Below are 25,821 nucleotides of genomic sequence, written 5' to 3' on the forward strand. Positions count from 1 at the left end.
TACCAACAAAATAATGCCCGCAAGAATAGTGTGATTTTCAATTTATGCAATTGTTGATAGATAAATATGGCAGTGATTTTGTAGTAAACCCTTTACATAGTGTAAAGCTCAATATTGACACTTCTTGAGTCTCATTCATGTTGATAATGAGCAATCCTCAACAGAAATAACAAAGAAAAGTACTATTTAGGGTATCTGATCCAGATCAAATTATGTAGAATACGTTGCAGTTAAGACTAGTGACGTAATCGTTTGCGTCGCTGGGCTATTTTTGGGTTTTATATTTATCTGAGTCAGGAGATACAGATGCTTAAGCGTGATATGAACATTGCAGATTACGATGCAGACTTGTTTGCAGCAATCCAGGAAGAGACAGTACGTCAAGAAGAGCATATCGAGCTGATTGCTTCTGAAAACTACACTAGCCCACGAGTGATGGAAGCTCAAGGTTCACAACTAACAAACAAATATGCAGAAGGTTACCCTGGTAAGCGTTACTACGGCGGCTGTGAGTTCGTTGATAAAGTAGAAACACTGGCTATTAATCGTGCATGTGAACTGTTTGGTGCTGAATACGCAAACGTACAACCACATTCTGGTTCTCAAGCGAACAACGCAGTTTACATGGCATTACTAAACGCTGGTGATACCGTGTTAGGTATGAGCCTTGCTCACGGTGGCCACTTAACTCACGGTTCTCCAGTAAACTTCTCTGGTAAGCTTTATAACATCATTCCTTACGGTATTGATGAAGCTGGTCAAATTGACTATGAAGAAATGGAAGCACTAGCAGTAGAACATAAACCTAAAATGATCATTGGTGGTTTCTCTGCTTACTCTCAAGTATGTGATTGGGCTCGTATGCGTGAAATCGCAGATAAAGTTGGCGCTTACTTCTTCGTAGATATGGCTCACGTAGCAGGTCTTATTGCTGCTGGTGTTTACCCTAACCCAGTACCACATGCTCACGTAGTGACAACAACAACTCATAAAACGCTTGCTGGTCCTCGTGGTGGTCTTATCCTTTCTAATGAAGGGGAAGACCTTTATAAGAAACTAAATTCAGCTGTATTCCCTGGTGGTCAAGGTGGCCCTCTAATGCACGTTATCGCTGGTAAAGCGGTTGCATTTAAAGAAGCACTAGAGCTAGAATTTAAAGAATACCAAGCGCGCGTTGTTGCTAATGCAAAAGCGATGGTTGCAGAGTTTCTTGCTCGTGGTTACAACATCGTTTCTGGTTCTACTGAGAACCACTTGTTCCTAGTTGATTTAATCGACAAAGACATCACTGGTAAAGAAGCAGATGCGGCACTAGGTTCAGCTAACATTACCGTTAACAAGAACTCTGTACCAAACGATCCACGTAGCCCGTTTGTTACTTCAGGTATCCGTGTTGGTTCTCCTTCAATTACTCGCCGTGGTTTCTCTGAAGAAGATGCAAAAAACCTTGCGGGCTGGATGTGTGACATTCTAGACAACATGGGTGATGAGTCAGTTATCGAAGCAACTAAAGCGAAAGTATTAGAAATTTGTAAGCGTCTACCTGTATATGCTTAATCTCTAAACCTGCTTTAAAGTATTAAGAAGGTCAGCCTAGTTAGGCTGGCTTTTTTTTTGTCTGAAATTTAGTAAATTATTAATAATTCATTGGTTATTCTGAGTGATTTATATACATAGTGGAAATTAACTTCATATTATTCATGAATTAAATGTAAACTAGATTCTCTTTCATGATTCTTATTCTATTTCTGTATTATTTTTGAGAATTGGTGAAAATAAATATGGTATGTTTCGATCTTAGTGAACTGAACGTTTAGTTTCAGCACTTCTAAAAGGTTGAATTATGAGTAAGAAATTATTATTAGCATCGTTGGTATCAATGCTGCTTACTGGCTGTAATCAAGAAAGTATAGAGTTGGGTGGAGGTACGTCGACTAAGCCTGAAACTATTCCGCCGACAGATATTATTCCGCCAGAGCCAACTCCGGATCCAGAACCAGTCACTTATTTTGGTAAATTGACGGCGGGTGGTCAAGTTCTTAAAGGTGAATTGATTTGTGATGGTGAAGAACTCACAGACGGTACTTTTGAGATCGGTCAGGGGCGATCTTTTGATTGTCAATTGGGTACAGTACAGCTTGGCTCTTTTACGGCACCAATTCCGAATGTTTCTCGTGTAGCAAGCCCTTCTGATAAGGTTGAGCATTCATTTAACCTTGTAGAGCAGCATGGCGAAAACGTGACTAAAGTTCTGCAATCGATTAACTCATGTGATGTAGATAACACTATCTGTTTAACAGAGTTTGACTCAATCGATATTCAAGATATCTATTTGATACTTGATGATAACGCCGCAGTAACTGAATTTGTGGAGTTAAAAGATCAGCAAACTGAAAGTGAAGCCACTGATGAAGTTGATAAAGCGCCGAGCTCGCATGTCGATGCTAATGTGAAACCAGAAGAGTCTGAAGGTGTTAGCCCTGATCTTAATTCAGATTTTGTTTCTGCAAGTGCAGAAGAAACGTACGTCTACAAGCCAAGCGTAGAAAACCAAATCTTAACTGTTGGTAAATTGACAGATATTAATGGTAAAGCATTAAATGGAGTTAGTTTTTTCTCTGATAACTCGAGAGGTGTTACTGGCGTCTGTGAAGATGGTTCATGTGAAGATGGTTCGTTTAAATATGTTTGGGGTGATAAACTAACTTTTGGTATTGATACGTTTGAGTTTGGTGCGATTAAAGGGAATAAACTATCGTATAAAATTACCGATGTGACTGATAATGCAGTAACAAAAAATAACATTCAATCGCTTCTTGAGCGTTATGGTGATGTGAGCGGTGATAGCTTAGTTATTAGTGAAAATGTCACAGATGTTTTCTCTGAGTACCCTAACGTGATTAATGAATTGATTAATTTTCGATTGCCAAATGGTGGCTTGATTGAAGGGACGACGGATAAGTACGTGCCTAATGAGTTCAATAGTCAATTTGAGTCAGGATTAACGTCAATTATTGATGCAAAACTAAAGAATAATGCGAGTGATTATAAGGTTAAGTCACCTACAGTTTATTCGACGTTAAGTAATGGCACATACGTTACAGATTCTTTAAATTCCATTTTTAATAATGTAGAAACGTTTCATGTGTTTCATGATAACCAAGGTGGCTATGGTGCGACAGGCTGGGTTCGTGGTAATCGCGTATTAAACCTGTCGAACCGTGCCTTTCCTGTCATGATGGATCGTAATGACATTAACCGATTAATTCCGTTTGATAGTGCTCAAGCTTGGACACGAGAAGGTAAACCTTATATCGCAGAATACAAAGATGTGTCGATGCCTAATGTACCAACAGTTAAGGATGATACCGCTACTTATGGGTTGCCTTTTGTGGGGGCTGGTGAGATAGGTAAGGGTAAGGTGGTGTTCATGGGGAACTCCATGTATCCATCAATCCTATCGTGCCCTGATAATTTCTGGGCAAATGGATGGAATGAAGTTCGCGTTAACGCACAATCAAAAGAGTGTACTTCGAATGTAACCGAATCTGATCCTCGTTCAGATAAAGGTGACATGCAGCGTTACTTTATTAACTTGTTTGATTGGTTTAAAGCTGGTGGTCGCCACAAAGTAGCAACCAATATTGATCAAGGTGTATTTGCACAGGCAAATAACGATGCTGGTTTACGTTATGACTTCTTTATTGATGAAACTTATGGATTAAATGTCAGTGAGATTTCAACTGGTGGCTTTAATTTAGATCCAATAGAAACACCTATTTTGATTCTTCAGGCATACGGTACTCATGGTTCATTTAATAATAATGCAGCAGATTTAAACGATCCGAAATTAACTCAAAAGGATATTACGGATCTTATTCATTACATAAATGAAGGTGGCAATGTTTTATTTATGGATGGCATCGATACCACTAACCCCGAGCCGATTGCTCGATTAGCCGATGCGGCAGGTGTTTCACTTGGTGGGCCAAATGTTGCCAATGTCACCCAAAGTAATTGTGATGCTGGCAATAAATATTGCAACAAGTCACCAGTATTAAACCAAAAGCAAGAAAAAGACATCGTAGTGCTTCAGCGCTTTGATAATCTAGCTGGAGGTAAGCCTCCATTTACTGTTAATGAGGGTACAGGGTTTGTAACATGGGCTTCTGCTGCTGATATGTTATCAACCCCATTCCATGTACCAACGTATAGGGTTACCAACAGTGATGGCAGCGAATCGACTCATCGAGCACTTATTCGAGTAAATAATGCAGAAGAACGTGAAGCGGCATTTAAAGAGCTAGAAGTAGCATTTCCTGGTACACCGCGTTGTACTCATGAGTATGAATATGAGTTTAACTGTATTGAAAAACGTTCAGGTACGGGTGTCACTGAACGAGCTTATGGTCGAGCGGATTTTGAACGTATTCAGTTTGAAGTAAGCAGTATGGTTAAAGCGGCTAGTTTGGGCTCGAACATGCAGGCCTTAGGGGATCATGAGCTTTATTACCGTTCAGGAGGTAAGCAAGGTAAGCGTCTTCCAATCAATGAGTTAAATCAGACCTATGACAATATGTCTACGTGGTTATGGAACAATAACGATTACCACTATGATGCTGCTGTTGGTCAAGATGAGCTTGGTTTCAAACGCCTTGTTGAGTACATGAATTGTTATACCAGTGATACTTATGGTGGTAATGCTGAGTGTCCAACGGATCTGAAAACGACGCTCGTGGCGAATAACATGATTGTTGGTGAAGGCGAGTTAGCGGGTTTCATGAATCCAAGCTACCCTCTAAACTACCAAGAAAAGCCATTAACACGCATCATGTTAGGGCGCTCATTCTGGGATTATCGTATTAAAGTAGATACAACGAGCTACCCTACGCGTCCAGATAATAACGCGGTAACGACAACGACGATTGATATTGAAACTGACGGGGTAGGGGTTTCTTTCTCGGCGGGCAATAATCAGTCTACCGGTATGTGGTTGCCACAGCATGAGGTTGGTACGGTTACGGGCAGTGTTTCAGCAATCATTACTGTCATGTTTGCTGATGACTTAACGGGGCGCCCTCAGCATGAAACTGGTTTAAAACGCCCACCTCGTATGACAAAGACGTTTAAACATGAAGCGGGGGCTACCACCAACATCGACTCGCCTTATGGTGGTTTAGTGTACATTCAACCGTTAGATAAAAATGGCATCGTTCAATACACGCTTAGTGGTGTAATGGCGACTCCTTTATATAAAAATGGCGCTTGGGTTACTGCACCAGCTAATAGTGGAGTAAAACTCGCTGAGATTGATACAGGGTCATTCATTTATACCACGCATGTGAATAATGTTGCAGACACTGACTTGGATACCTTCTCTGCTGAAATGAACCGTTTTGCGGATGCTGCAAGTGATTTCTATGGCCGTGATGAAGTCGTTGATGGTGGTAATCATCGTCGCTTTACTTATCCTGAGCTAAAAGAGTTCCGTCATCGCTTTGTGAATGATGTTCAGATCTCGATTGGTGCTGCTCACTCTGGTTATCCGGTAATGAATAGCTCGTTTAATGCAAATTCAACCACTATTCCGACTAAAGCGAAAGATGATTGGTTGTTATGGCATGAAGCGGGTCATAACTTAGCGGCTGCACCATTTATGGCACCAGGTAGTACAGAGGTAACTAACAACCTTTTAGCCTTGTATATGCAAGAGCTTGAAGGTCGTAATGATAACCCTCGTATGGATCGTATTATCTTTGATATTAAGAAAGCACCATCATGGTTAAACAGTCATATGGACGGAGATAAAGGACACGCTTGGGCAAATGGTAATGCGGGCATGCGTCTTGTGATGCTTGGTCAGTTAAAAGTCTGGGCAGAATCTCATTTTGCGATCGATGCATGGAATACGAGAGCTAATGTAGAAAAATCTCCTGTTTATGGTACCGACGAAGGTTGGAACATGATCAAGTTAATGCATCGTTTAGCTCGTGATAACAAGGATGCGATTGGTACGAACTACTGTAGTACTTCTGATACTAAATTATCTGGCGGTGATTTGATGATGATGTGTAGTTCTTATGTATCAGGCTATGATCTAAGTGATTTCTTCATACAATGGAATGTGGGTGAATCGTCAACCACAACACCTGATGGTAAAGTGCTGTACACTGGTGGTATCAGTCAAGCTAGTTTAGATAAATTAGCGGAAATGAAACTTACGAAACCGGAAAGCGGTCCACAAGCTATTAATGCATTACCTAACTAATTTAAGTTAAGGTAGATGCAATAAAAAAAAGCGCCTGAACCATCATAGTTCAGGGGCTTTTTACTATCTGCTATATTAAATAAAAATCTATTTATTAATATTAATTAATGCACCAGATTTACATTGGAAAGTGTAGTAACGGCTTGTTTCATTAAATTTGCCTAGACCTTCACCAGTACAGTAATCCACATTAATATCGCGCATGATGTCTAATGTTTTTTCATTGTTCAGTTGGAACTTAGAGCCATCACTACATACGATACGAACACGGCCATCATCACTTACTGAATACACTTTTACTTCTGTATTACATAGCTCAAAAGACGCATCTTGATAGTTATCTTGCTGCTTTGGAGCGCTGCTACAACCGGCTAAAACAAGTGCAAAAACACACGCTAGACTGATCTTTTTCATTTTGATTATTCCTTTAAGCTAAATTATCTTTTAAATATATCTTGTAACTCTCTGGATTGCGAGTTTATGCCAGATAAATCAGTTAGACCTTAATAGTATTGATTTGAATTGTTAACTCGGACATTGTTTGTTCGATATTCATCATTTCATTTTCAAGATGATGAATAAGCTCATTGGTGCCATTTGCTAATGAGGCCAAATCATCAATGTCGGAATTTACCGAATTTGCGGTTTCAGATTGTTCTAATGTCGCTGCTGAAATACTGGTATTGAAACTGTCGATCTCAGTAACGGCAGAATGCAATGAATCAATAAATACGGTTGAAGAATTTACGCTATCTTGAGTTTTTGCACTTAATGCTTTGCTCTCTTCCATTGAAGAAAATGAGTGTTTAGCGCTATGACCAATGGTATCTAACAATTGGCGAATATCGCTTGTCGCTTCTTTGCTTCGTTGAGCTAATTTTCTTACTTCATCAGCAACGACAGCAAAGCCTCGTCCTTGCTCTCCTGCGCGAGCTGCTTCAATAGCGGCATTTAAAGCAAGTAAGTTCGTTTGTTCAGACACGGCAGTAATAGTGTCTAAAATCTCAGAGACATTAAGAGTTTGCTGCCCTAAGTGCTCAACGTGTTCATGGGTGTTAATAATACTGTGATGCAAATCATTCACTATGTCAGCGGTATTCATTGTGTGGTTTTTACATTCAGTAGCATTGTTTGTTGCTTTGGTTGTTGTCTCATGGGCACTGTTTGTTACTCCTGAAATTTCAGAGCTGGTTTGTGCCATTTCAGTCATTGCTGTTGCAATACTGTCACAGTGAGTCAGAGTTGTTTGGCTTGATTTAGTCGCTTGTTTTAGGTGGTGGCTTAATGAATTAAGTTCGTTCTGAGTTTTAGAGGCGACAGTATGCGCGGCGCGTAAAGGTAATGAAATATTTTCAATTAGAGAGTTAATGTCTTTTGCGATGTCATCAAATTCATTTTCATTATTATCCTCTAAGACTAACGTTAAATTTTTAGTCGCTGATATTTCATTGATACGGAGGCTGAATGTTGTCATTCGTTTACTGATCGAGCGTGTTGTCATAAGACTTATGATTGTAATCGGAAGAATAAGTAACAGTGCGATCGCAATGTAAATATTACGAATGAATTTTGCATCATTCATGGTGCCATGAGCGGAAGCATTCAATTTTTTAGATATGTTATCAGTGATCGTTTTGATTAAGCCAATACGTTGAGTTGCTAATGAAAACCAGTCACTAGCTGTTGGACCATTTAATGCCTTTAAATTATTTTTTTGAGATAAATAATCATTTTGAATATTAGATACTTTTTGCCAAGTATCAGAACGAGAGGTTGAGTTTAACTGTTCAATAAATAGTGGAGATAAAACAGAGCTTGCCTGACGGATGGCAAGAGATTCTGTGGTTAGATAATTATTAATATCGGCATATTTATCTAAACTTGATTTCTTTCCTGAAAATGCTCCATTTAATGCCCCTCTTACTTTTCCGGCTTCCTCTTTTACTTGCAGTAAAGCTGATAGCCCGAGCATTTCGTTACGTAAATTTTGAGAGTTAATGTTACCAATAATGATAGAAATGGAATCAAGTGAAAGCTGATTAATTGTTGAGTAATAAACGAAAGGGGATGTGGTAATTTGTAAATTGTCCACTTGAGTTCGAATTGATGGCTTCTTGTTTAGTTGTGCAGTGATATCTGATAGCAAGGTACTTACCATGTTTTTATCTAAATACACCGCGTTGAAATTTTGTAATTTTTTTTCTGCGAGGTCTGATTTTTTACGCTGTTGGATTAATTTATCTTTGCCAGATAGCCCTTCTGACGCAATAAATCCTGCGGTTAATCCACGTTCAACAGCAAAGTTATGTGCCACATTATCTAAAGCGTTAAAAAGAGATACAGCTTCAAGAGAATAATTTGCGTTATAAACGTTTTTATTTTCTTGCATTAAAAGTTGAATGAGAAAGACTGAGATAATCAATGTTGGCAGTAGAGATATGATTAACAAGCGGAGCTTAATACTTTTAAAAACAGAGATTGTCATAAGTAACCTTCTAATTAGTATGGGTATGCACGTATATTGGTATATTCAATTGACACTTTAGTTAATAATTTATTTATCTTGCTCTAAACCTCCCTTCTTCTTTAGGTCTAATGTAGGCACCGTTACGCTTTTCTTGTACACTAAATAAAAAATAATAGGAGGCAAGAATGCATTGTCCATTTTGTAGTGCAACCGACACAAAAGTTATCGACTCCCGATTGGTTTCTGATGGTCATCAAGTTCGTCGTCGTCGACAATGTTTGGCGTGTAATGAGCGATTTACTACATTTGAATCAGCCGAATTAGTAATGCCAAAAGTAATTAAGTCGAATGGTAATCGTGAACCATTTAATGAAGATAAACTTTCGGGTGGTTTATATCGTTCATTAGAAAAGCGTCCTGTTAGTGCTGATTTAGTCGAATTGGCGTTGAATACGATTAAATCACAACTGCGAGCTACTGGTGAACGAGAAGTGCCTTCTGATATGATTGGAAACCTAGTTATGGACCAATTAAAAGAGTTAGATAAAGTTGCTTATATTCGTTTTGCTTCGGTATATCGTAGTTTTGAAGATATTAAAGAGTTCGGTGAAGAAATCGCAAAGTTAGAGAAATAACATGAAATTTAGCTCCCAAGATCACCAAATGATGCAAAAGGCCATTTTATTGGCAAAGCAAGGCATTTTTACTACTGCGCCCAATCCAAATGTAGGCTGTGTGTTGGTTAAAAATGGGCAAATCATTGGAGAGGGAGCGCATTTAAAAGCTGGCGAACCGCATGCAGAGGTTCATGCATTGCGTCAAGCGGGTGAAAATGCGAAAGGTGCAACTGCCTATGTAACCTTAGAGCCATGTTCTCATTATGGTAGAACGCCCCCTTGTGCAGAAGGCTTAATAAAAGCAGGTGTTGCTAAGGTTATTTGTGCCATGGTAGATCCAAACCCTCAAGTTGCTGGACGAGGGTTAGCGATGCTAAATGCTGCTGGTATTGAAACTGCATCAGGTTTATTAGAAGTAGACTCTAGAGCCCTAAATCCTTCATTTTTACAACGAATGGAAACGGGAAAGCCGTTTATTCAATTAAAGATGGCAGCCAGCCTTGATGGTAAAACCGCATTGAAAAATGGTGAAAGCCAATGGATTACCTCTAAAGAAGCGAGACAAGATGTTCAGCGTTATCGTGCTTTATCTGGCGCAATATTATCAACAGCAAAAACGGTAATAGAAGATAATGCTTCTCTTAATGTTCGTTGGAACGAACTTCCATTATCCATCCAAGAAAACTATCCAGAAAAAGAACTAAGACAACCATTAAGGGTTATTTTAGATCGCCAACATCAACTCACTCCAGAGCTTAAATTATTTAAGGTAGAGGGGGAGGTTGCAACTATTTCTTCTCACTTTGATCACTCAATTGATTCTCAAAAACATCATCTGCATTGTAACGTTTGTGATGAGGATAAGCTGATTTTGTCAGAAGCAATTGATAAAGTAGCTCAAGAATACAATGTTAATCATATTTGGGTTGAGGCCGGTGCGACTTTAGCAGCGAGTATGATAGAAGCGAATTTAGTGGATGAATTAATTATCTATTTAGCGCCTAAATTAATGGGAGCTGATGGACGTAGTTTATTAAATATTGTCGGATTAACCGCAATGTCTGAGTCTATTGAATTAGACATTACAGATGTTCGAATGGTTGGAAAAGACATTCGAATTACAGCAAAAATAGCAAGGTAACGTATGTTTACAGGAATTATTGAATCAATCGGCACACTTCAAGCTATCACGCCAAAAGGTGAGGACATTAGTGTAACGGTTAATGTTGGTAAATTAGACATGGGTGATGTAAAGCTTGGAGATAGCATCGCAACCAATGGGGTATGCTTAACGGTTGTTGCTATGACCGCACAAACTTACACTGCCGATTTATCACTAGAAACGCTTAAACGTACTGGGTTTGTTGAGTACAAAGCAGGCGATAAAGTAAACCTAGAAAAGGCGATGTTACCAACCACCCGTTTTGGTGGGCATATTGTTTCAGGCCATGTTGATGCGGTAGGTGAGATTATCGAGCGTCATCAAACGGGCAGAGCGGTGGAGTTTTGGATTCAATTACCACAGAATCTAGCCAAGTATGTTGTTGAAAAAGGTTCTATAACGGTTGATGGCATAAGTCTAACGGTTAATGATTTACGTAAAAATGCATTTAAACTGACGATTGTCCCTCATACGGCAGCTGAAACAACAATGGACAATTTCTCTGTAGGTCAAAAAGTGAACCTAGAAGTGGATGTCATTGCTCGATATTTAGAAAGACTTGTGATCGGACAGAAAGAAGAGCAACCTGAGTCTTCTGTTACGATGGATCTTTTGGCAAAATCTGGTTTCTTAAATTAACCACTTAACCTAACTAATATATTAAAGGTATTTCACATGGCAATTAGCTCAGCAAAAGACATTATTGAAGATATTCGCTTAGGTAAGATGGTTATCCTGATGGATGACGAAGATCGTGAGAATGAAGGCGATTTAATCATTGCAGCAGAAAAAATTACACCAGAAGCGATCAATTTTATGGCAACACACGGTCGTGGTTTAATTTGTCTTACGATGACGAAAGAGCGTTGTGAAAAGTTAGGTCTTCCACCAATGGTGCAAGATAATAATGCCCAGTTTACAACTAACTTTACGGTATCTATTGAAGCAGCTGAAGGTGTAACTACGGGGATTTCAGCTGCCGACCGTTCTCGTACCGTTGAAGCAGCTGTTGCAAAAAATGCAGTGGCAGCAGATTTAGTTCAACCTGGTCATATTTTCCCTCTTGCAGCCCAAGAAGGCGGTGTACTAACTCGTGCTGGACACACTGAAGCTGGTTGTGACTTAGCTCGTTTAGCTGGTTTTGAGCCTGCAGGTGTGATTGTTGAAATCCTAAATGATGACGGCACAATGGCTCGCCGTCCTGACTTAGAAGTGTTTGCTGAAAAGCACGATGTTAAGTTAGGTACAATTGCAGATTTAATTGAATACCGTAATAACAATGAAACAACGATTGAGCGTGTGGCTGAGTGCAAATTACCAACAGAGTTTGGTGATTTTGATTTAGTGACTTACCGTGACACGATTGATAATCAACTTCATTATGCAATGAAGAAAGAAAATACATCAGGTACTGCGCCGTTAGTTCGTGTGCATCTTCAAGATACGTTTACTGATATTCTTCATTCAGATCGTTGTGCAGAGCGTAGCTGGACACTGCCAACGGCAATGCAGCGTATTGCGGCAGAGGGCGGTGTACTTGTAATTTTAGGCAATGAAGAATCAACAGATAGCATTGTTCATAAAATCAAAGTACTAGAGCGTCAAGATAGCGGTGAAGCGCCTACTATGGCTAAGAAGCAAGGTACCTCACGCCGTGTTGGTGTTGGTTCTCAAATCTTAGCGGATATGGGTATTTCAGATATGCGTCTGTTATCATCATCTTCAAAGCGATACCATTCATTATCAGGCTTTGGCCTTAATGTAGTTGAATACGTTTCAAAATAGCGTATTGATGGGCTCTATTGTGTAATTAGAGCCCAAATAATTAGATATTTGTCACAAAGCTGTGATAGAATCCGGCGATTCTCACTATGAATACGTAGTTGAAAATAGTTACCCAGTTTAATTGGAATAATATAGATACAGGAAGGCTTATGAACGTAATTGAAGGCGGCGTTGCTGCTCCTAATGCGAAAATTGCAATTGTCATTTCTCGCTTTAATAGCTTTATTAATGAAAGTCTACTTTCAGGCGCTATCGATACATTAACGCGTTTTGGTCAAGTATCTGAAGAAAACATCACAGTTGTTCGCTGCCCTGGCGCCGTAGAATTACCGTTAGTTGCTCAACGAGTAGCTAAAACAGCAAAATATGATGCGATTGTTTCATTGGGTTCTGTTATCCGTGGTGGTACACCACATTTTGAATACGTATGTAGTGAATGCAATAAGGGTCTAGCACAAGTATCTCTGGAATATAGTATTCCAGTGGCATTTGGTGTTTTGACTGTTGATACTATCGATCAAGCAATCGAGCGCGCCGGTACCAAGGCTGGTAATAAAGGGGCAGAGGCTGCACTAAGCGCACTCGAAATGATTAATGTTCTGTCTCAAATCGAATCCTAATGGGGGTTAGTGTGAAACCAGCCGCACGTCGTAATGCACGTCAATTTGCGCTTCAAGCAATTTATTCATGGCAATTAAGCAAAGAAAATATTGCTGATATTGAAGAGCAGTTTTTAACTGCAGAGAAGTATGATGAAGAAGAGCATCATGCAAAAGAGCCTAAGCTACAAGCTCCAGAGACAGATGTAGCGTATTTCCGCGATCTTTTCTCAGGCGTTGCTCTTAACCACATTAAGTTAGACGGTAAAATGCGTCCATACTTATCTCGTCCACTTCAAGATCTTGATCAGATGGAACTTGCGTTACTACGTATGTCTATCTATGAAATGATGAATCGTGACGATGTACCTTATAAAGTAGTTATCAATGAAGCGATTGAACTTGCCAAAGTGTTCGCAGCAGAAGATAGCCACAAATTTGTAAATGGTGTATTAGATAAAGCGGCTCCGACATTACGTAAAAAGTAAGTTGGATTTAGCATACTAATTAATAGTAAAGGTCAGCCTAGTTGCTGGCCTTTTTTATAACTAAAAAACGGTATTATTATACGATGAGTAGTGAATTCAATTTAATTGACCGATTTTTCGTACAAGGAAACTTATCTCGAGATGATGTTGATTTAGGGATAGGTGATGATTGTGCATTAGTCAGCGTTCCTGTTAATCATCAAATTGCGGTTACAACGGATAGTTTAGTTGCGGGGACTCATTTTTTAGAAGATGCAGATCCAGTTAAGGTGGGTTATAAAGCACTGGCTTCTAACTTAAGTGACTTAGCAGCCATGGGAGCTAAACCAACATGGGTGTCTTTGGCGCTAACATTACCTCAACCAAATGAAATTTGGCTTAAAGGTTTTTGTGATGGTTTTTTCGGTTTAGCGAAGCAGCATAATGTGCAGCTTATTGGGGGGGATACAACTAAGGGGCCATTAAGTATTACCATTACTGTGCAAGGTATAGTACCTAAAGGTGAAGCAATGACTCGAAAAGGGGCTTGTTGTGGGGATGATATTTATGTGACTGGTAATTTAGGAGATAGCGCAGCAGGCCTAGAGGTTGTATTAAACACATCGATTTTTGATAAAAATGAATTAGAGCAAGAGCTAGAAAAACGACACTATTATTCATCACCAAGAGTAGAGTTAGCTCAACAAATTCGTCACTTATGTCACTCAGCCTTGGATATATCTGATGGACTTATTTCTGACTTAGGTCATATACTAAAACAATCTGGAGTCACTGCTAAAATTGATGTTGAAAAATTACCCGTGTCTGAAGAACTCGTTCAGTATTGCCAAAATAACGGTGATAAGTACCAGAAGATGGCACTGACAAGTGGTGAAGAATATGAACTTTGTTTCACTGCTCCTAAAATAAATAGAGAAGCGATTAAACAAATAACTACTTTTTTAAATCAAAACGTTAGTATAATTGGTGAAATATCAAATGAATCATTTACTAACCTACAGTCTAAAGTACAATTATATAAAAATGAGACCTCACTAGATTGGCAGTTATCTGGTTACGATCATTTCAGGAGTGAAGCATGACAAACCCTTTAGCATTAATTAGCTTAAAAAATCCGTGGCATCTACTAGCAACAGGATTTGGGAGCGGTTTGGCGCCAATTATTCCAGGGACAATGGGAACTTTTGCTGCAATTCCATTTTACCTACTGATAGCCCAATTGCCTTTTAACTTATTTGTAATTGTTGTTGCTGTTTCTGCTCTTATTGGCATTAAAATTTGTGATATTACCTCATCTGATATGAAGGTACATGATCACGGTTCTATTGTTTGGGATGAGTTTGTGGGCTTATGGATAACAATGAGCATTGTTCCATTCTTAGATTTACCAGTAACCGACTGGAAATGGTTACTTACAGGGTTTGTTCTATTTCGATTTTTCGATATGGTGAAGCCTTGGCCAATTGGATGGCTAGATAAAAAAGTTCATGGCGGCTTTGGCATCATGCTTGATGATATTGTCGCTGGATTTATGGCTCTAATTAGTCTTTGGTTAATTGGGCAATATTCTGGTTGGTTATAAAAAATGATTAAAGTCAGAGCTAATGCGTGCTCTTTACTTCTTGTTATAATTACTTTTTTCAGTTATTCGAAAGTAGTCGCTGCTAATTCTGTATTAGTCGGTTATTGGGGGTATGATGAATTCTTAGCTAAGCACCCTGAAGAGAGCGTATTAACTTCTGAGTTAAAAAACATAGTTAAAATAGATCCTGTACCGCTTTCTATTAAACAAGATAAACCAATCAAAATATCATTTATTTATCCTGGGGAACAAGCCTCTGATTATTGGGTTCGTAATTTAATTGCATTAGAGTCTCGTCTAAAAGCATTGAATATTAAATATGAATTAACTACGGTATCAACTCGATTAAATATTGATTTTAAAGAACAAAGTCGTTCTTTGTACAATGCCATAGATAAAAAATCAGACTATCTTATATTTACTCTTAATACGACTCGTCATCGAAAGTTTATTGAACACGTCATTCAGAGTCCTGATACTCAAATTATTCTGCAAAATATAACCACACCAGTAAAAGCATGGCATGATTGTCAGCCATTAATGTATGTTGGCTTTGACCATGTAATAGGAACTAAGCTGTTAGCTAACTATTATCAACACAAGTTTCCAAATGGTGCTAAATATGGAATGTTATATTATTCGTATGGTTATTTAAGTACGGCCAGAGGTGATGTTTTTGTTCAATCTATGGATAATAATAAGTACACATTAACGTCTTCTTTTTATACTGAAGCGACGAGAGAGAGTGCTTATAGCGCAACTCAGAGTATTCTACAAGATAGGTCTGATGTAGATTTTATTTATGCATCTTCAACAGATATTGCGCTAGGTGCTGTTGATGCACTTAATCTTTTTAAGGATAGTCAACCTTTGGTTAATGGTTGGGGAGGGGGGTCTTTAGAGTTGGAGGCAATTGAAAATGGCACGTTAGATGTGACAGTTATGAGAATGAATGACGACACTGGTGTTGCAATGGCTGAAGCAATAAAATTAGACCTCGAAGGTAAACAGGTACCTATAGTATTTTCTGGGGACTTTGAAGTCATAACCTCTGATACTACTCCAGAAAAAATAGAAGCATTGAAAGAGAGAGCTTTTCGGTACTCTGACGCGAGTTTAAAGGATGAGTAAAGGAAATGTACTAAAAAAAGCATCGTTAGCTGATCTTATCTTTCGTGCTATTTTTGTTATATTTTCTATCTTAACGGTAGGTATTACGATTCATACCTATCAGCTTAGTATCAATACTATAAATGAAGAAGTGAAACGGAATTTACAGCAAACGTCTTCACTAATAACGAATTATTTAAATCATCGCTTAGCTATATTACAAATTAGACAAGATACTGATGCTGGAAGTTTAGGTCTGACTGATGCTTATAATAAAGATCGTATTTTTACTCTAGAGCGTTACTTTGCAGATATGGAGTCTAAATCACCTTATAATTCACCGGACTTTAGATTTATCGAAGTGGATAATAAGTTATATTGGAATGATGGTAATAACTTATTTTCAGGGATGATGGAGGATAGCCTTCAATCTATTATTGATAAAAGTATTTATATAAATACTTGGTATTATATGTTGGTTGATAATGCGAGCCCTAAAGCTCATGTTTTAATTCGAAAAACGCCAATAGTTGCCTCTTCTACAGGTCATATCCGAGGCTATTTGTACAATGGTGCGATATTAAATAATAACCTTTCCTTTGCTCATAATTTAAAAGCGGTAAGTAATAGCCAAGGGATTTTTATTATTAGTAATGGTGAGATAATAGCATCAAGCCTTAGAAAAGGGTCAGATGAATATAAAGAGATCGACAGTGTTATTTCTAATCCTAAGTTAATCTTGCCTGATAAGATCTTAAATTATACTCCCTTAAATATTAAGTCATTGAATGGTTCATTATCTATATTGTCATTAAAGAATAAGAATAACATTGAGCAGCTAGAGCAGCGCTTTATTTATAGTGTCATTCTCTCTTTCTTCATTCTTATTGCCATTGCGGTTTTAGTTCGAGGCCTTTTTGAGCATAAGATATTATTAGCATTAAACTCGTTACTGAACTATACCAATGATGCTTCTAAAAAAGACGCTAATATTCATTATTTAGGCAGTGGCATTGTAGAGTTTGATCATATTGGTAAACAGTTAGAGCAAACATTTGTTGAATTAATTGAAGCTAAAGAAGAGAGCTATAGGGCTCAAGCTGCAGCTGAAAAATCAACTCAGGTTAAGTCTGACTTTTTAGCGAGAATGAGTCATGAAATCCGAACCCCTCTCAATGGTATTTTGGGCATATCTAGTCTGTTAAAACAAACCAATTTAACCGTTGAACAGAAAAAGCAAATTTGCATACTGCATCAAGGTGGAGAGCACCTACTTGCGGTACTTAATGATGTATTGGATTTTTCTCAAATAGAACAAGATAAATTGAATATAAATTATGAATTGTTCGTATTAAATGATGTGTTGGAAACAATCAATGCGATATATACCCCTCTTTGTAAAGAAAAGAGCATTGAGTTTATCATTGAAAATAAAGTAAATAGCAAAGAACTAGTGAATTCAGATCAGGTGAGATTAACGCAAATATTATTTAATTTATTAAGTAATGCCGTTAAATTTACTGAGAAGGGTCATGTGAAATTAACGGTATGTTTAGATGTTCAAGGACCTCAATCACTACTTAATATTCATGTTGATGACACAGGCTTGGGGATTTGCAGTGATGAACAATCGCGTATGTTTGAACCCTTTGTTCAAGTTGAATCTACTGAGATCAGAAAGGTTGGTGGTAGTGGTTTAGGTTTAGCTATTGTAAAACAACTGTTAGATTTACTTTATGGCAGTATTTGTGTTCAAAGTGAGTTAGGGGTTGGTTCGTCTTTTTACGTGCAGATCCCTGTTTCTGTTATTGAAACGACAGAAGAACCACTAAGTATGGAAAGCTTGAATATTGAATCTCAATTACCAACTAATTTAGACGTATTGTTGATTGAAGATAATAAGTCGAATGCTTATATTGCTAAAGCATACTGCCAGAAATATAGTCTAAAGGTTGAATGGGAAATATCCGCAAAAGCAGGAATAAAGAGATTACGAGAAAAATCATTTGATCTCATTCTCATGGATAATCAAATGCCGGAGATGAGTGGAATTGAAGCGACTAAATACATACGTCAAGAGTTAAACTTAATGACTCCGATATATGCATATACCGCTGATGTTTTAAAAGAGGCGAGTGATGAATTTTTATCTGCAGGTGCTAACTACATCATTACCAAACCAATCAAAGAAAAGTCTATTTTAGATGCGCTGTTTTTTTATAAAACGACAACTCGCCCTAAGTTTTGATTTCAAATTAGCTGCGTTTAATACGAACTACTTTCATTATTTCAATATCAAACCCTGCAACTTTTTCCAAGGCTGGATAGTACGTTAAGTTTACTTTTGCGCCTTTGAGAGATTGGTATGCTTTTGTTCTATTAAATTTAAATGGAACATTACAGTTTTCAATCATAATGGTATGCTGTATCCAATCACCAGTATCTCGCTGCGTATGAGACGTTACTTTTACCTCTACGCTATGGGTGAGTTGCTGATGTTTATTCAGCATTTTATCTACGTCTGATTTCATTACTATTACCATGTAAAGTGCACAAAACTATGCGTCATAGTGAGAGAAAAAAGGATGTTAGTCAATCAAATAAGGAGTTCATCATGTCTAAGAAAGTGTATTGTATTGCTCAGTTTTTACCAAAAGAAGGTAAATTAGATGCATTGTTTTCTGTATTACAGAGCTTAGAGCCTAATACCATGCGTGAAGATGGTTGCTTACAATATACAGTAACTCGTCAGTTACAAAGCCCATTTGCTGAAGGCCAAAGCTTTCCTATTGCATTTAATGAGATTTGGGCTGATAACGCAGCGTTTGAAGCGCATTGTCAGCGTGAAGAAATTAAGCAATTTTTCGAACAACAATGCATCGCTGAAGATGGGTTAGTGGATAAATGGAATGTGTGTATTTATACCGATGAGCCTAGTAATTTTGATGCGTCGAAATTAAGTTAAATTTTATAATCATTACATAAAAAAAATGCCACAAAGTTGTGGCATTTTTTATAAAGTGAGATTACTTATAAGTCTAAATAATCTCTGATTTGTTTTTCAATACCTTGTGCGTCTAAGCCTAATTCGGTGTGCATCTCTTCTTGTGTTCCTTGATCAATAAATTGATCAGGCAAACCGAGTTGTAGTACTGGTTTAATGAGGCGGTTTTTCATTAAGAATTCAACAACACCAGAGCCAGCACCACCAGAAATTGCATTTTCTTCAATAGTAATAAGAACATCATGGGTTGTTACTAGCTCACATAATAAAGCTTCATCAAGGGGCTTAACAAAACGCATGTCAGCAACTGTAGCATCTAACTGTTCTGCTGCTTCTAAGCTATTAGCTAAGAAAGTACCGAAATTTAAAATCGCAACACGTTCACCTTTTTCAGTGATTTTTGTTTCACGAACTAAACGGCCTTTGCCTATTTCTAACGCTTTCATGTCGCTATCTACGTCTACACCAGTCGCGCTACCTCTAGGGTAACGAACTGCGCTCGGGCCAGTATGTTTATGGCCAGTGTAGAGCATTTGACGGCATTCGTTTTCATCACTTGGTGTCATGATTACCATATTTGGAATACAACGCATAAAGCTGATATCAAATGCACCTTGGTGTGTTTGGCCATCGGCGCCAACTAAACCTGCACGGTCAATGGCAAACATCACAGGGAGGTCCATAATTGCCACATCATGGATTAATTGGTCATAACCGCGTTGTAAGAAGGTTGAGTAAATGGCAACAATAGGGTTATAACCGGCAATAGCCATCCCACTAGCTAAAGTAACAGCATGTTGTTCAGCAATGGCAGCATCAAAGTATTGGCTTGGGAATTCTTTAGAAAAACGCACCATACCAGAACCTTCACGCATGGCGGGTGTAATTGCCATTAATTTGCTATCTTCTTTTGCCATATCACAAAGGAAATCACCAAAAATATTTGAGAAGGTTGGTTTTCCGCCTGATGATTTAGGTAAAGAGTCATTACTTGGATCGAATTTAGGTACGCCATGATAGCTGATAGGATCTTTTTCAGCTGGCTCATAGCCTTTGCCCTTTTTCGTCATAATGTGTAAAAACTGCGGTCCTTTAAGGTTACGCATGTTTTTAAGAGTACGAACGAGCTCGTTCACATCATGTCCGTCTACAGGACCAATATAATTGAAACCTAACTCTTCAAACATGGTGCCAGGAACGACCATACCTTTTAGATGTTCTTCAGTACGTTTAAGCAGTTCTTTAATCGTAGGTGTACCAGAAAGAACTTTTTTACCACCCTCACGAATAGACGTATATAAGCTGCCTGATAATACTCGAGCAAGTTGATTATTTAGAGCTCCTACATTTTCTGAAATTGACATCTCATTGTCGTTTAAAACAACTAACATATCAGGGTGAATATCACCGGCATGATTTAACGCTTCAAATGCCATACCTGCAGTAATTGCACCATCACCGATAACACTAACGACTTTGCGGTTTTCCTGTTCTTTTTCAGCACAAATAGCCAAACCTAACGCGGCACTGATTGAGGTCGATGAATGACCGACAGAGAGGACGTCATATTCACTTTCATCACGCCATGGGAATGGGTGTAATCCACCTTTTTGGCGGATCGTTGCCAGTTGCTCACGACGACCGGTTAAGATCTTGTGAGGGTAGGCTTGATGACCAACATCCCAGATCAATTGATCAAAAGGCGTATTATAAACATAATGTAAGGCAACGGTCAGTTCAACGACACCAAGCCCTGATGCCAAATGACCGCTAGATTTACTTACGGAATTTAAGAGATAAGTACGTAACTCATCACACAAAGTAGGTAGACTTTCTTTTGGCAAAGAACGTAATTCATCAGGCGTATTTGCCAAAGCCAGAATCGGGTATTTTGAAATATCTAGTGACATAGTATTAGCGCTTATCTGTTTTAGTTTTTACGCGCAATGACGTATTGGGCGAACGCTTGCATTGCATCCGTGTTGTAAGGGATATCATTCAACGCATCAATTGCTGTTTGGTATAATTGTTCAGCTTTCTGTTGAGCACCTTCAAGTCCTAATAGGGCTGGATAAGTACTCTTCTCTAATTCTAGATCAGAACCTTGTGGTTTTCCGAGTGTTTCTGTATCACTAATGATATCTAAAATATCATCTTGAACTTGAAAAGCTAAACCAATAGCATCAGCGTATTTTTCAAGTTGTGGAAGAATTTCTTTGCCCTTCTCACCAGCACATAGTGCACCTAATTGAATAGCACTTTTCATTAATGCCCCTGTTTTATGGGCATGAATTTTTTCTAAAGAAGTAAGGTTAACTAGTTTACCTTCTGCTTGTAGATCAAGAGATTGGCCCATACACATACCAGATGCACCAGAGGCTTTTGATAATACTCTGATCATATCTATACGCGAAGATTCAGCTTCTTTAGTTAATGAACCATTCGCTAAAATTTCAAATGCTAAAGTTTGTAGTGCATCACCTGCAAGAATAGCTGTTGCCTCGTCAAATTTAATGTGACAAGTCGCATGACCACGGCGTAAATCATCATTATCCATCGCTGGTAAATCATCATGTATTAATGAATATGAGTGAATACATTCTACGGCAGCAGCCGCATCATCTGCGAATTCGGCGCTAACCCCAAGCATGTTTGCAGTAATGTAAACCAGATAAGGTCGAGCGCGCTTACCGCCTAATAACAATGCGTATTTCATTGCTTCAGTAAGAGGTTGCTGTTGAATCTCTATTTTTTCAAGCCATTGATTCAACTGATCGATATTACGTTGTTGAAAAATAGGTAATTGTTGTTTTAGTGAATCAGTCATTATCAGTATCAAAAGGCGTTAATTTAGCATTATCATCAGCGTGTAGAAGAATATCGACGCGTTGTTCAGCATCTGTTAATTTTTCTTGCCCAGCTCTTGCTAATGCAATGCCTCGCTCAAATTTCTTTAACGCATCTTCAAGAGGCAAGTCGCCGCTTTCTAGTTGATTAACGACAGAATCTAGTTCTTCTATTGCCGCTTCAAATGATAAATTTTCCGGTTTTTTTACAGCCATAATGATTCACTCTTAAAATGATCCAAGAAAGGTAACTCAGAGAGCTTAAAGGGTCAATTGAACTGGCGATAAAGTGATACATAAAAGTAAAATTTAACGAATAAGGGTTATTTTTCAAACAATATAGCAATGAAGTAATCTTTTTTGATAAAAAAATTAAACCATTCATTTTTTTGGTCGATAAGGAAAGAAGCGGCAAAAAAGTAATGATATTTATGGCTTAATTTTTGCTTAGCTAATTATAAATAAACACAAGCAGCAAGATAGGGGAGCGCTCTGTGGATTTAGCAACGTTAATAGGCTTAGTTGGTAGTTTTGCATTTATTATAATGGCAATGGTATTAGCGGGTGGTTTAGCCATTTTTATGGACACAACATCGGTTCTTATCGTATTTGGCGGTTCGATCTTTGTAGTACTAATGAAATTTACAGTAAGCCAATTTTTTGGCGCAGGTAAGATTGCTGTTAAAGCATTTATGTTTAAAACAGATGAACCTGTTGATTTGATTGTGACTATTGTTGAAATGGCAGATGCTGCTCGTAAAGGCGGTTTTCTGGCGTTAGAAGAAAAAGAGATCAGCAATTCATTTATGCAGAAAGGCATCGACTTATTAGTTGATGGTCATGACGCTGAAGTGGTAAAAGCAACATTACAAAAAGACATCGCATTAACGAACGAGCGTCATGAAAAAGGCGTTGGTGTATTTACTGCTTTTGGCGATGTAGCGCCTGCAATGGGTATGATTGGTACCCTTATCGGTCTAGTGGGGATGTTGTCTAATATGGATGACCCTAAATCGATTGGTCCAGCGATGGCGGTTGCACTATTAACAACATTATATGGTTCTGTTATCTCAAATATGATCGCATTCCCTATTGCGCATAAATTAGAACTACGTAAAGAACAAGAAAAATTAAATCGTCGCTTAATTCTTGATGGTATTTTAGCTATTCAAGATGGTCAGAACCCACGTGTGATTGATAGTTATTTGCGTAACTACTTAAACGAGAAAAAACGTGTTGTTGATATTGGCGAAGAATAAGACTAGGAGCTAATGATGGAAGATGAAGATGATTGCAAATGTCCTCCTGGAGCCCCCTTATGGATGGCAACATTTGCTGACTTAGCAACACTGTTAATGTGTTTCTTTGTTTTACTACTTTCTTTCTCTGAAATGGATGTATTGAAATTTAAGCAAATTGCAGGTTCGATGAAATTTGCGTTTGGTGTTCAGAATGTACTTGAAGTAAAGGATATACCTAAAGGTACTAGTGTTATTGCACAAGAGTTTCGACCTGGTCGCCCTGAGCCAACGCCAATTGAAGTGATTATGCAGCAAACGATAGATATTCCTCAGAAAACATTAGATTTTCATGATGGTGAATCCGATCGTGCTGGTGGCACTAAGCGTGAATCTGGAAAGCAAACGGGCGGAGAGTCATCTTCTACGTCTACGCAGACTAATTCACAAAGCGAATCTGAATCGCAAAGTCAGAGTCAGTCGCAACAAGAGTTAGAAGAAATCATTAAAAAAGCGTTAGAACGTGAGATTGATGATGGTGCATTAGAAGTTGAAAATTTAGGTCAACAGCTTGTTATTCGTATTCGGGAAAAAGGCGCGTTCCCTGCAGGTTCAGCTTTCTTGCAACCTAAATTTCGTCCACTAATTCGTCAAATTGGGGAGTTAGTAAAAGATGTTCCTGGGATTATTCGAGTATCAGGGCATACCGATAATCAACCAATAGAATCAGAGTTATATCGTTCTAATTGGGATTTATCAGCTCAGCGAGCGGTTTCTGTTGCGCATGAAATGATACGAGTAAAGGGGTTTGATAGTGACCGTTTACGCGTTCGAGGTATGGCATCAACAGAGCCACTGGTACCAAATAAATCGGCTGCGCAGCGTGCGCGTAACCGCCGTGTTGAAATCAGTATTATGCAAGGTAAGCCTCATGAAAGTGATGAGGTCCCAAGCGCTCAGCAGTAACGTTACCGTAAATAGATAATGATGAAAGGTGAGTTGAATTAGCAACTCGCCTTTTTTTTCGGTATAATCTTGCGCCTTAGATTAGGTCTTAAATCCATTTAGTCTACCCTTTTTGATTGTTATTCCACGTCAGTGAAGCCTATATATGAAGTTTATTGTTAAGCCACATCCAGAAGTTTTTGTTAAAAGTGATTCAGTACGTAAGCGTTTTATTCGTATTCTTGAAACGAATCTACGCAGCATCATTAAACGCGAAACAAAAGGCGTTGAAGTGATTAACCGTCGTGATTACATTGAAGTTTCAGGTCTTGATGGCACATACCGTAATGAAGTGCTTACGGCAGTTACTCATACTCCAGGTATTCACCATGTATTAGAAGTTAAGCAAACTGAATTTACAGATATGCATGACATCTATGAACAATGTTTAGAAATGAACCGTGAGCATATTGAAGGCAAAACGTTTTGTGTTCGTGTGAAGCGCCGTGGTACTCACCCATTTACATCAATTGAACTAGAACGTTACGTAGGTGGCGGCTTGAATCAAGCGGTTGAGTCTGCAAAAGTACGATTAAAAAATCCTGATGTAACTGTTAAGTTTGAAGTGGAAAACGAAAAACTAAACTTAGTAATAGCTCGTCATAAAGGCCTTGGTGGTTTCCCTCTAGGCACTCAAGAAGATGTATTAAGCCTTATTTCTGGTGGTTTTGATTCAGGTGTTTCAAGTTACCTACATATCAAACGTGGTTCAAAAGTACATTATTTGTTCTTTAACCTAGGTGGTCCAGCGCACGAGATTGGTGTTAAACAAGTTTCTCATTTCTTATGGAAAAAATACGGTTCATCTGCAAAAGTAAAATTCATCGCAGTGGATTTTGAACCTGTTGTTGCTGAGATCCTTGAAAAAGTAGACGATGGCCAAATGGGTGTTATCTTGAAACGTATGTTTATGCGTGCTGGTGGCATGGTTGCTGAGAAATTAGGTATTCAAGGTCTAGCTACTGGTGAAGCTCTAGGTCAAGTATCAAGTCAAACACTAACGAACTTACGCCATATTGATAATGTAACCGATACATTGATCCTTCGTCCGCTAATTAACTGGGATAAAGAAGATATTATCAATGTTGCTCGTGAAATTGGAACTGAGGATTTTGCTAAAACAATGCCTGAGTATTGTGGTGTGATTTCTAAAAAACCAACGATCAAAGCTGAAAAATTAAAATTAGAGAAAGAAGAAGCTAAATTTGATTTCTCTATTCTTGACCAAGTAATTTACGATGCTCGTGTAATGGATATTCGTGCGATTGAAACCGAAAGCCAAGAGCAAGCACCTGAAGTTGAAATGGTTTCTGAATTAGGTTCTGATGTTGTCGTTCTAGATATTCGTTCTTCAGAAGAGGAAGATGCAAACCCATTAGAAATTGATGGCGTAGAAGTTAAGCATTTGCCTTTCTTTAAGATTGCGACTCAATTTGGTGATTTAGACCAATCTAAACAATACCTTTTATACTGTGATCGCGGTGTAATGAGCCGACTTCAAGCATTATTGCTAATCGACAATGGCTATAAGAATGTAAAAGTTTACCGTCCGTAAACTGTGCAATTCTAACAGTGCTGAATGATATGAAGAGAGCTGAGTAATTAGCTCTCTTTCATCTCAGATATAACGTTACTGCATTCTTTTTTATA

Annotated in this window: 22 protein-coding genes; 16 read left to right on the forward strand and 6 right to left on the reverse strand. The window is 38.3% G+C overall.

Annotated features, from left to right (window positions below; translation table 11 throughout):
- The first annotated feature begins 306 nt into the window (after positions 1 to 306).
- Both glyA and BTO22_RS02885 read left to right on the forward strand, forming a co-directional pair.
- Positions 307 to 1,557 carry a serine hydroxymethyltransferase gene (gene glyA, locus BTO22_RS02880; RefSeq protein ID WP_105054198.1) on the forward strand — a complete coding sequence of 417 codons (1,251 nt, stop codon included), beginning with the start codon at positions 307 to 309 and terminating at the stop codon, positions 1,555 to 1,557.
- 286 nt (positions 1,558 to 1,843) lie between these two features.
- Positions 1,844 to 6,268: an SslE/AcfD family lipoprotein zinc metalloprotease gene (locus BTO22_RS02885; protein ID WP_105054199.1), complete on the forward strand. Its 4,425-nt coding sequence runs from the start codon at positions 1,844 to 1,846 to the stop codon at positions 6,266 to 6,268.
- A gap of 87 nt (positions 6,269 to 6,355) precedes the next feature.
- Here BTO22_RS02885 and BTO22_RS02890 read toward each other — a convergent pair whose 3' ends face one another.
- Positions 6,356 to 6,682 carry a hypothetical protein gene (locus BTO22_RS02890; protein ID WP_060993576.1) on the reverse strand — a complete coding sequence of 109 codons (327 nt, stop codon included), beginning with the start codon at positions 6,680 to 6,682 and terminating at the stop codon, positions 6,356 to 6,358.
- Positions 6,683 to 6,764: 82 nt separating this feature from the next.
- Positions 6,765 to 8,753, reverse strand: a complete 1,989-nt coding sequence (locus BTO22_RS02895) for a methyl-accepting chemotaxis protein (RefSeq protein WP_105054200.1) — start codon at positions 8,751 to 8,753, stop codon at positions 6,765 to 6,767.
- Between the two features lie 167 nt (positions 8,754 to 8,920).
- Between BTO22_RS02895 and nrdR the strand changes: the two genes are divergently transcribed.
- From nrdR to BTO22_RS02945, 10 genes are all read left to right on the forward strand, one after another.
- Positions 8,921 to 9,370, forward strand: coding sequence for a transcriptional regulator NrdR (gene nrdR, locus BTO22_RS02900; protein WP_060993574.1), 450 nt, complete (start codon positions 8,921 to 8,923; stop codon positions 9,368 to 9,370).
- 1 nt (position 9,371) lies between these two features.
- Positions 9,372 to 10,493, forward strand: coding sequence for a bifunctional diaminohydroxyphosphoribosylaminopyrimidine deaminase/5-amino-6-(5-phosphoribosylamino)uracil reductase RibD (gene ribD / locus BTO22_RS02905; RefSeq protein ID WP_105054201.1), 1,122 nt, complete (start codon positions 9,372 to 9,374; stop codon positions 10,491 to 10,493).
- Positions 10,494 to 10,496: 3 nt separating this feature from the next.
- Entirely contained in the window at positions 10,497 to 11,153 is a 657-nt protein-coding gene (locus BTO22_RS02910; protein WP_105054202.1) for a riboflavin synthase, read from the forward strand.
- 36 nt (positions 11,154 to 11,189) lie between these two features.
- Positions 11,190 to 12,299 (forward strand): bifunctional 3,4-dihydroxy-2-butanone-4-phosphate synthase/GTP cyclohydrolase II, encoded by a 1,110-nt coding sequence (gene ribBA / locus BTO22_RS02915; RefSeq protein WP_105054203.1) that lies wholly within the window; start codon positions 11,190 to 11,192, stop codon positions 12,297 to 12,299.
- Between the two features lie 149 nt (positions 12,300 to 12,448).
- On the forward strand, positions 12,449 to 12,919 hold the full coding sequence (ribH, locus tag BTO22_RS02920) for a 6,7-dimethyl-8-ribityllumazine synthase (protein ID WP_105054204.1): 471 nt from the start codon (positions 12,449 to 12,451) through the stop codon (positions 12,917 to 12,919).
- Positions 12,919 to 13,386, forward strand: a complete 468-nt coding sequence (gene nusB / locus BTO22_RS02925) for a transcription antitermination factor NusB (protein ID WP_105054205.1) — start codon at positions 12,919 to 12,921, stop codon at positions 13,384 to 13,386. The genes ribH and nusB overlap by 1 nt, the downstream gene beginning before the upstream one ends.
- Positions 13,387 to 13,469: 83 nt before the next feature.
- On the forward strand, positions 13,470 to 14,468 hold the full coding sequence (gene thiL, locus BTO22_RS02930; RefSeq protein WP_105054206.1) for a thiamine-phosphate kinase: 999 nt from the start codon (positions 13,470 to 13,472) through the stop codon (positions 14,466 to 14,468).
- The gene (gene pgpA, locus BTO22_RS02935; RefSeq protein WP_105054207.1) at positions 14,465 to 14,968 is read left to right on the forward strand and encodes a phosphatidylglycerophosphatase A; all 504 of its coding nucleotides are present in this window, start codon (positions 14,465 to 14,467) and stop codon (positions 14,966 to 14,968) included. The genes thiL and pgpA overlap by 4 nt, the downstream gene beginning before the upstream one ends.
- Positions 14,969 to 14,971: 3 nt before the next feature.
- Entirely contained in the window at positions 14,972 to 16,099 is a 1,128-nt protein-coding gene (locus tag BTO22_RS02940; RefSeq protein ID WP_105054208.1) for a substrate-binding domain-containing protein, read from the forward strand.
- Entirely contained in the window at positions 16,092 to 18,326 is a 2,235-nt protein-coding gene (locus BTO22_RS02945) for a LuxQ periplasmic sensor domain-containing protein (protein ID WP_105054209.1), read from the forward strand. The genes BTO22_RS02940 and BTO22_RS02945 overlap by 8 nt, the downstream gene beginning before the upstream one ends.
- A 7-nt stretch (positions 18,327 to 18,333) precedes the next feature.
- Here BTO22_RS02945 and BTO22_RS02950 read toward each other — a convergent pair whose 3' ends face one another.
- On the reverse strand, positions 18,334 to 18,609 hold the full coding sequence (locus BTO22_RS02950; protein WP_181044546.1) for a hypothetical protein: 276 nt from the start codon (positions 18,607 to 18,609) through the stop codon (positions 18,334 to 18,336).
- An 83-nt stretch (positions 18,610 to 18,692) separates the two neighbouring features.
- Here BTO22_RS02950 and BTO22_RS02955 point away from each other — a divergent pair, with 83 nt between their 5' ends.
- On the forward strand, positions 18,693 to 19,043 hold the full coding sequence (locus tag BTO22_RS02955) for a putative quinol monooxygenase (RefSeq protein ID WP_105054211.1): 351 nt from the start codon (positions 18,693 to 18,695) through the stop codon (positions 19,041 to 19,043).
- A 65-nt stretch (positions 19,044 to 19,108) separates the two neighbouring features.
- On the opposite strand, the gene dxs is transcribed toward BTO22_RS02955, so the two are convergent.
- Genes dxs through xseB form a run of 3 tightly spaced genes read right to left on the reverse strand, consistent with a single transcriptional unit; the run spans position 19,109 to position 22,144 of the window.
- Positions 19,109 to 20,992 (reverse strand): 1-deoxy-D-xylulose-5-phosphate synthase, encoded by a 1,884-nt coding sequence (dxs, locus tag BTO22_RS02960; RefSeq protein ID WP_105054212.1) that lies wholly within the window; start codon positions 20,990 to 20,992, stop codon positions 19,109 to 19,111.
- A gap of 20 nt (positions 20,993 to 21,012) precedes the next feature.
- A complete protein-coding gene (gene ispA, locus BTO22_RS02965) occupies positions 21,013 to 21,909 on the reverse strand; it encodes a (2E,6E)-farnesyl diphosphate synthase (protein ID WP_181044547.1) in 897 nt (298 codons plus the stop codon).
- Positions 21,902 to 22,144, reverse strand: coding sequence for an exodeoxyribonuclease VII small subunit (gene xseB, locus BTO22_RS02970; RefSeq protein ID WP_105054213.1), 243 nt, complete (start codon positions 22,142 to 22,144; stop codon positions 21,902 to 21,904). The genes ispA and xseB overlap by 8 nt, the downstream gene beginning before the upstream one ends.
- A 278-nt stretch (positions 22,145 to 22,422) precedes the next feature.
- Here xseB and pomA point away from each other — a divergent pair, with 278 nt between their 5' ends.
- The 3 genes from pomA (at position 22,423) to thiI (ending at position 25,726) form a co-directional block, all read left to right on the forward strand.
- The gene (gene pomA / locus BTO22_RS02975; RefSeq protein WP_105054214.1) at positions 22,423 to 23,187 is read left to right on the forward strand and encodes a flagellar motor protein PomA; all 765 of its coding nucleotides are present in this window, start codon (positions 22,423 to 22,425) and stop codon (positions 23,185 to 23,187) included.
- Between the two features lie 15 nt (positions 23,188 to 23,202).
- Complete coding sequence (locus BTO22_RS02980) at positions 23,203 to 24,132, forward strand: flagellar motor protein MotB (protein ID WP_105054215.1); 930 nt, start codon at positions 23,203 to 23,205, stop codon at positions 24,130 to 24,132.
- Positions 24,133 to 24,277: 145 nt separating this feature from the next.
- Positions 24,278 to 25,726 (forward strand): tRNA uracil 4-sulfurtransferase ThiI, encoded by a 1,449-nt coding sequence (gene thiI / locus BTO22_RS02985; RefSeq protein WP_061013646.1) that lies wholly within the window; start codon positions 24,278 to 24,280, stop codon positions 25,724 to 25,726.
- Positions 25,727 to 25,821: the final 95 nt, after the last annotated feature.

Source organism: Aliivibrio sifiae, assembly GCF_002954705.1.
Lineage (GTDB): Bacteria > Pseudomonadota > Gammaproteobacteria > Enterobacterales > Vibrionaceae > Aliivibrio > Aliivibrio sifiae_A.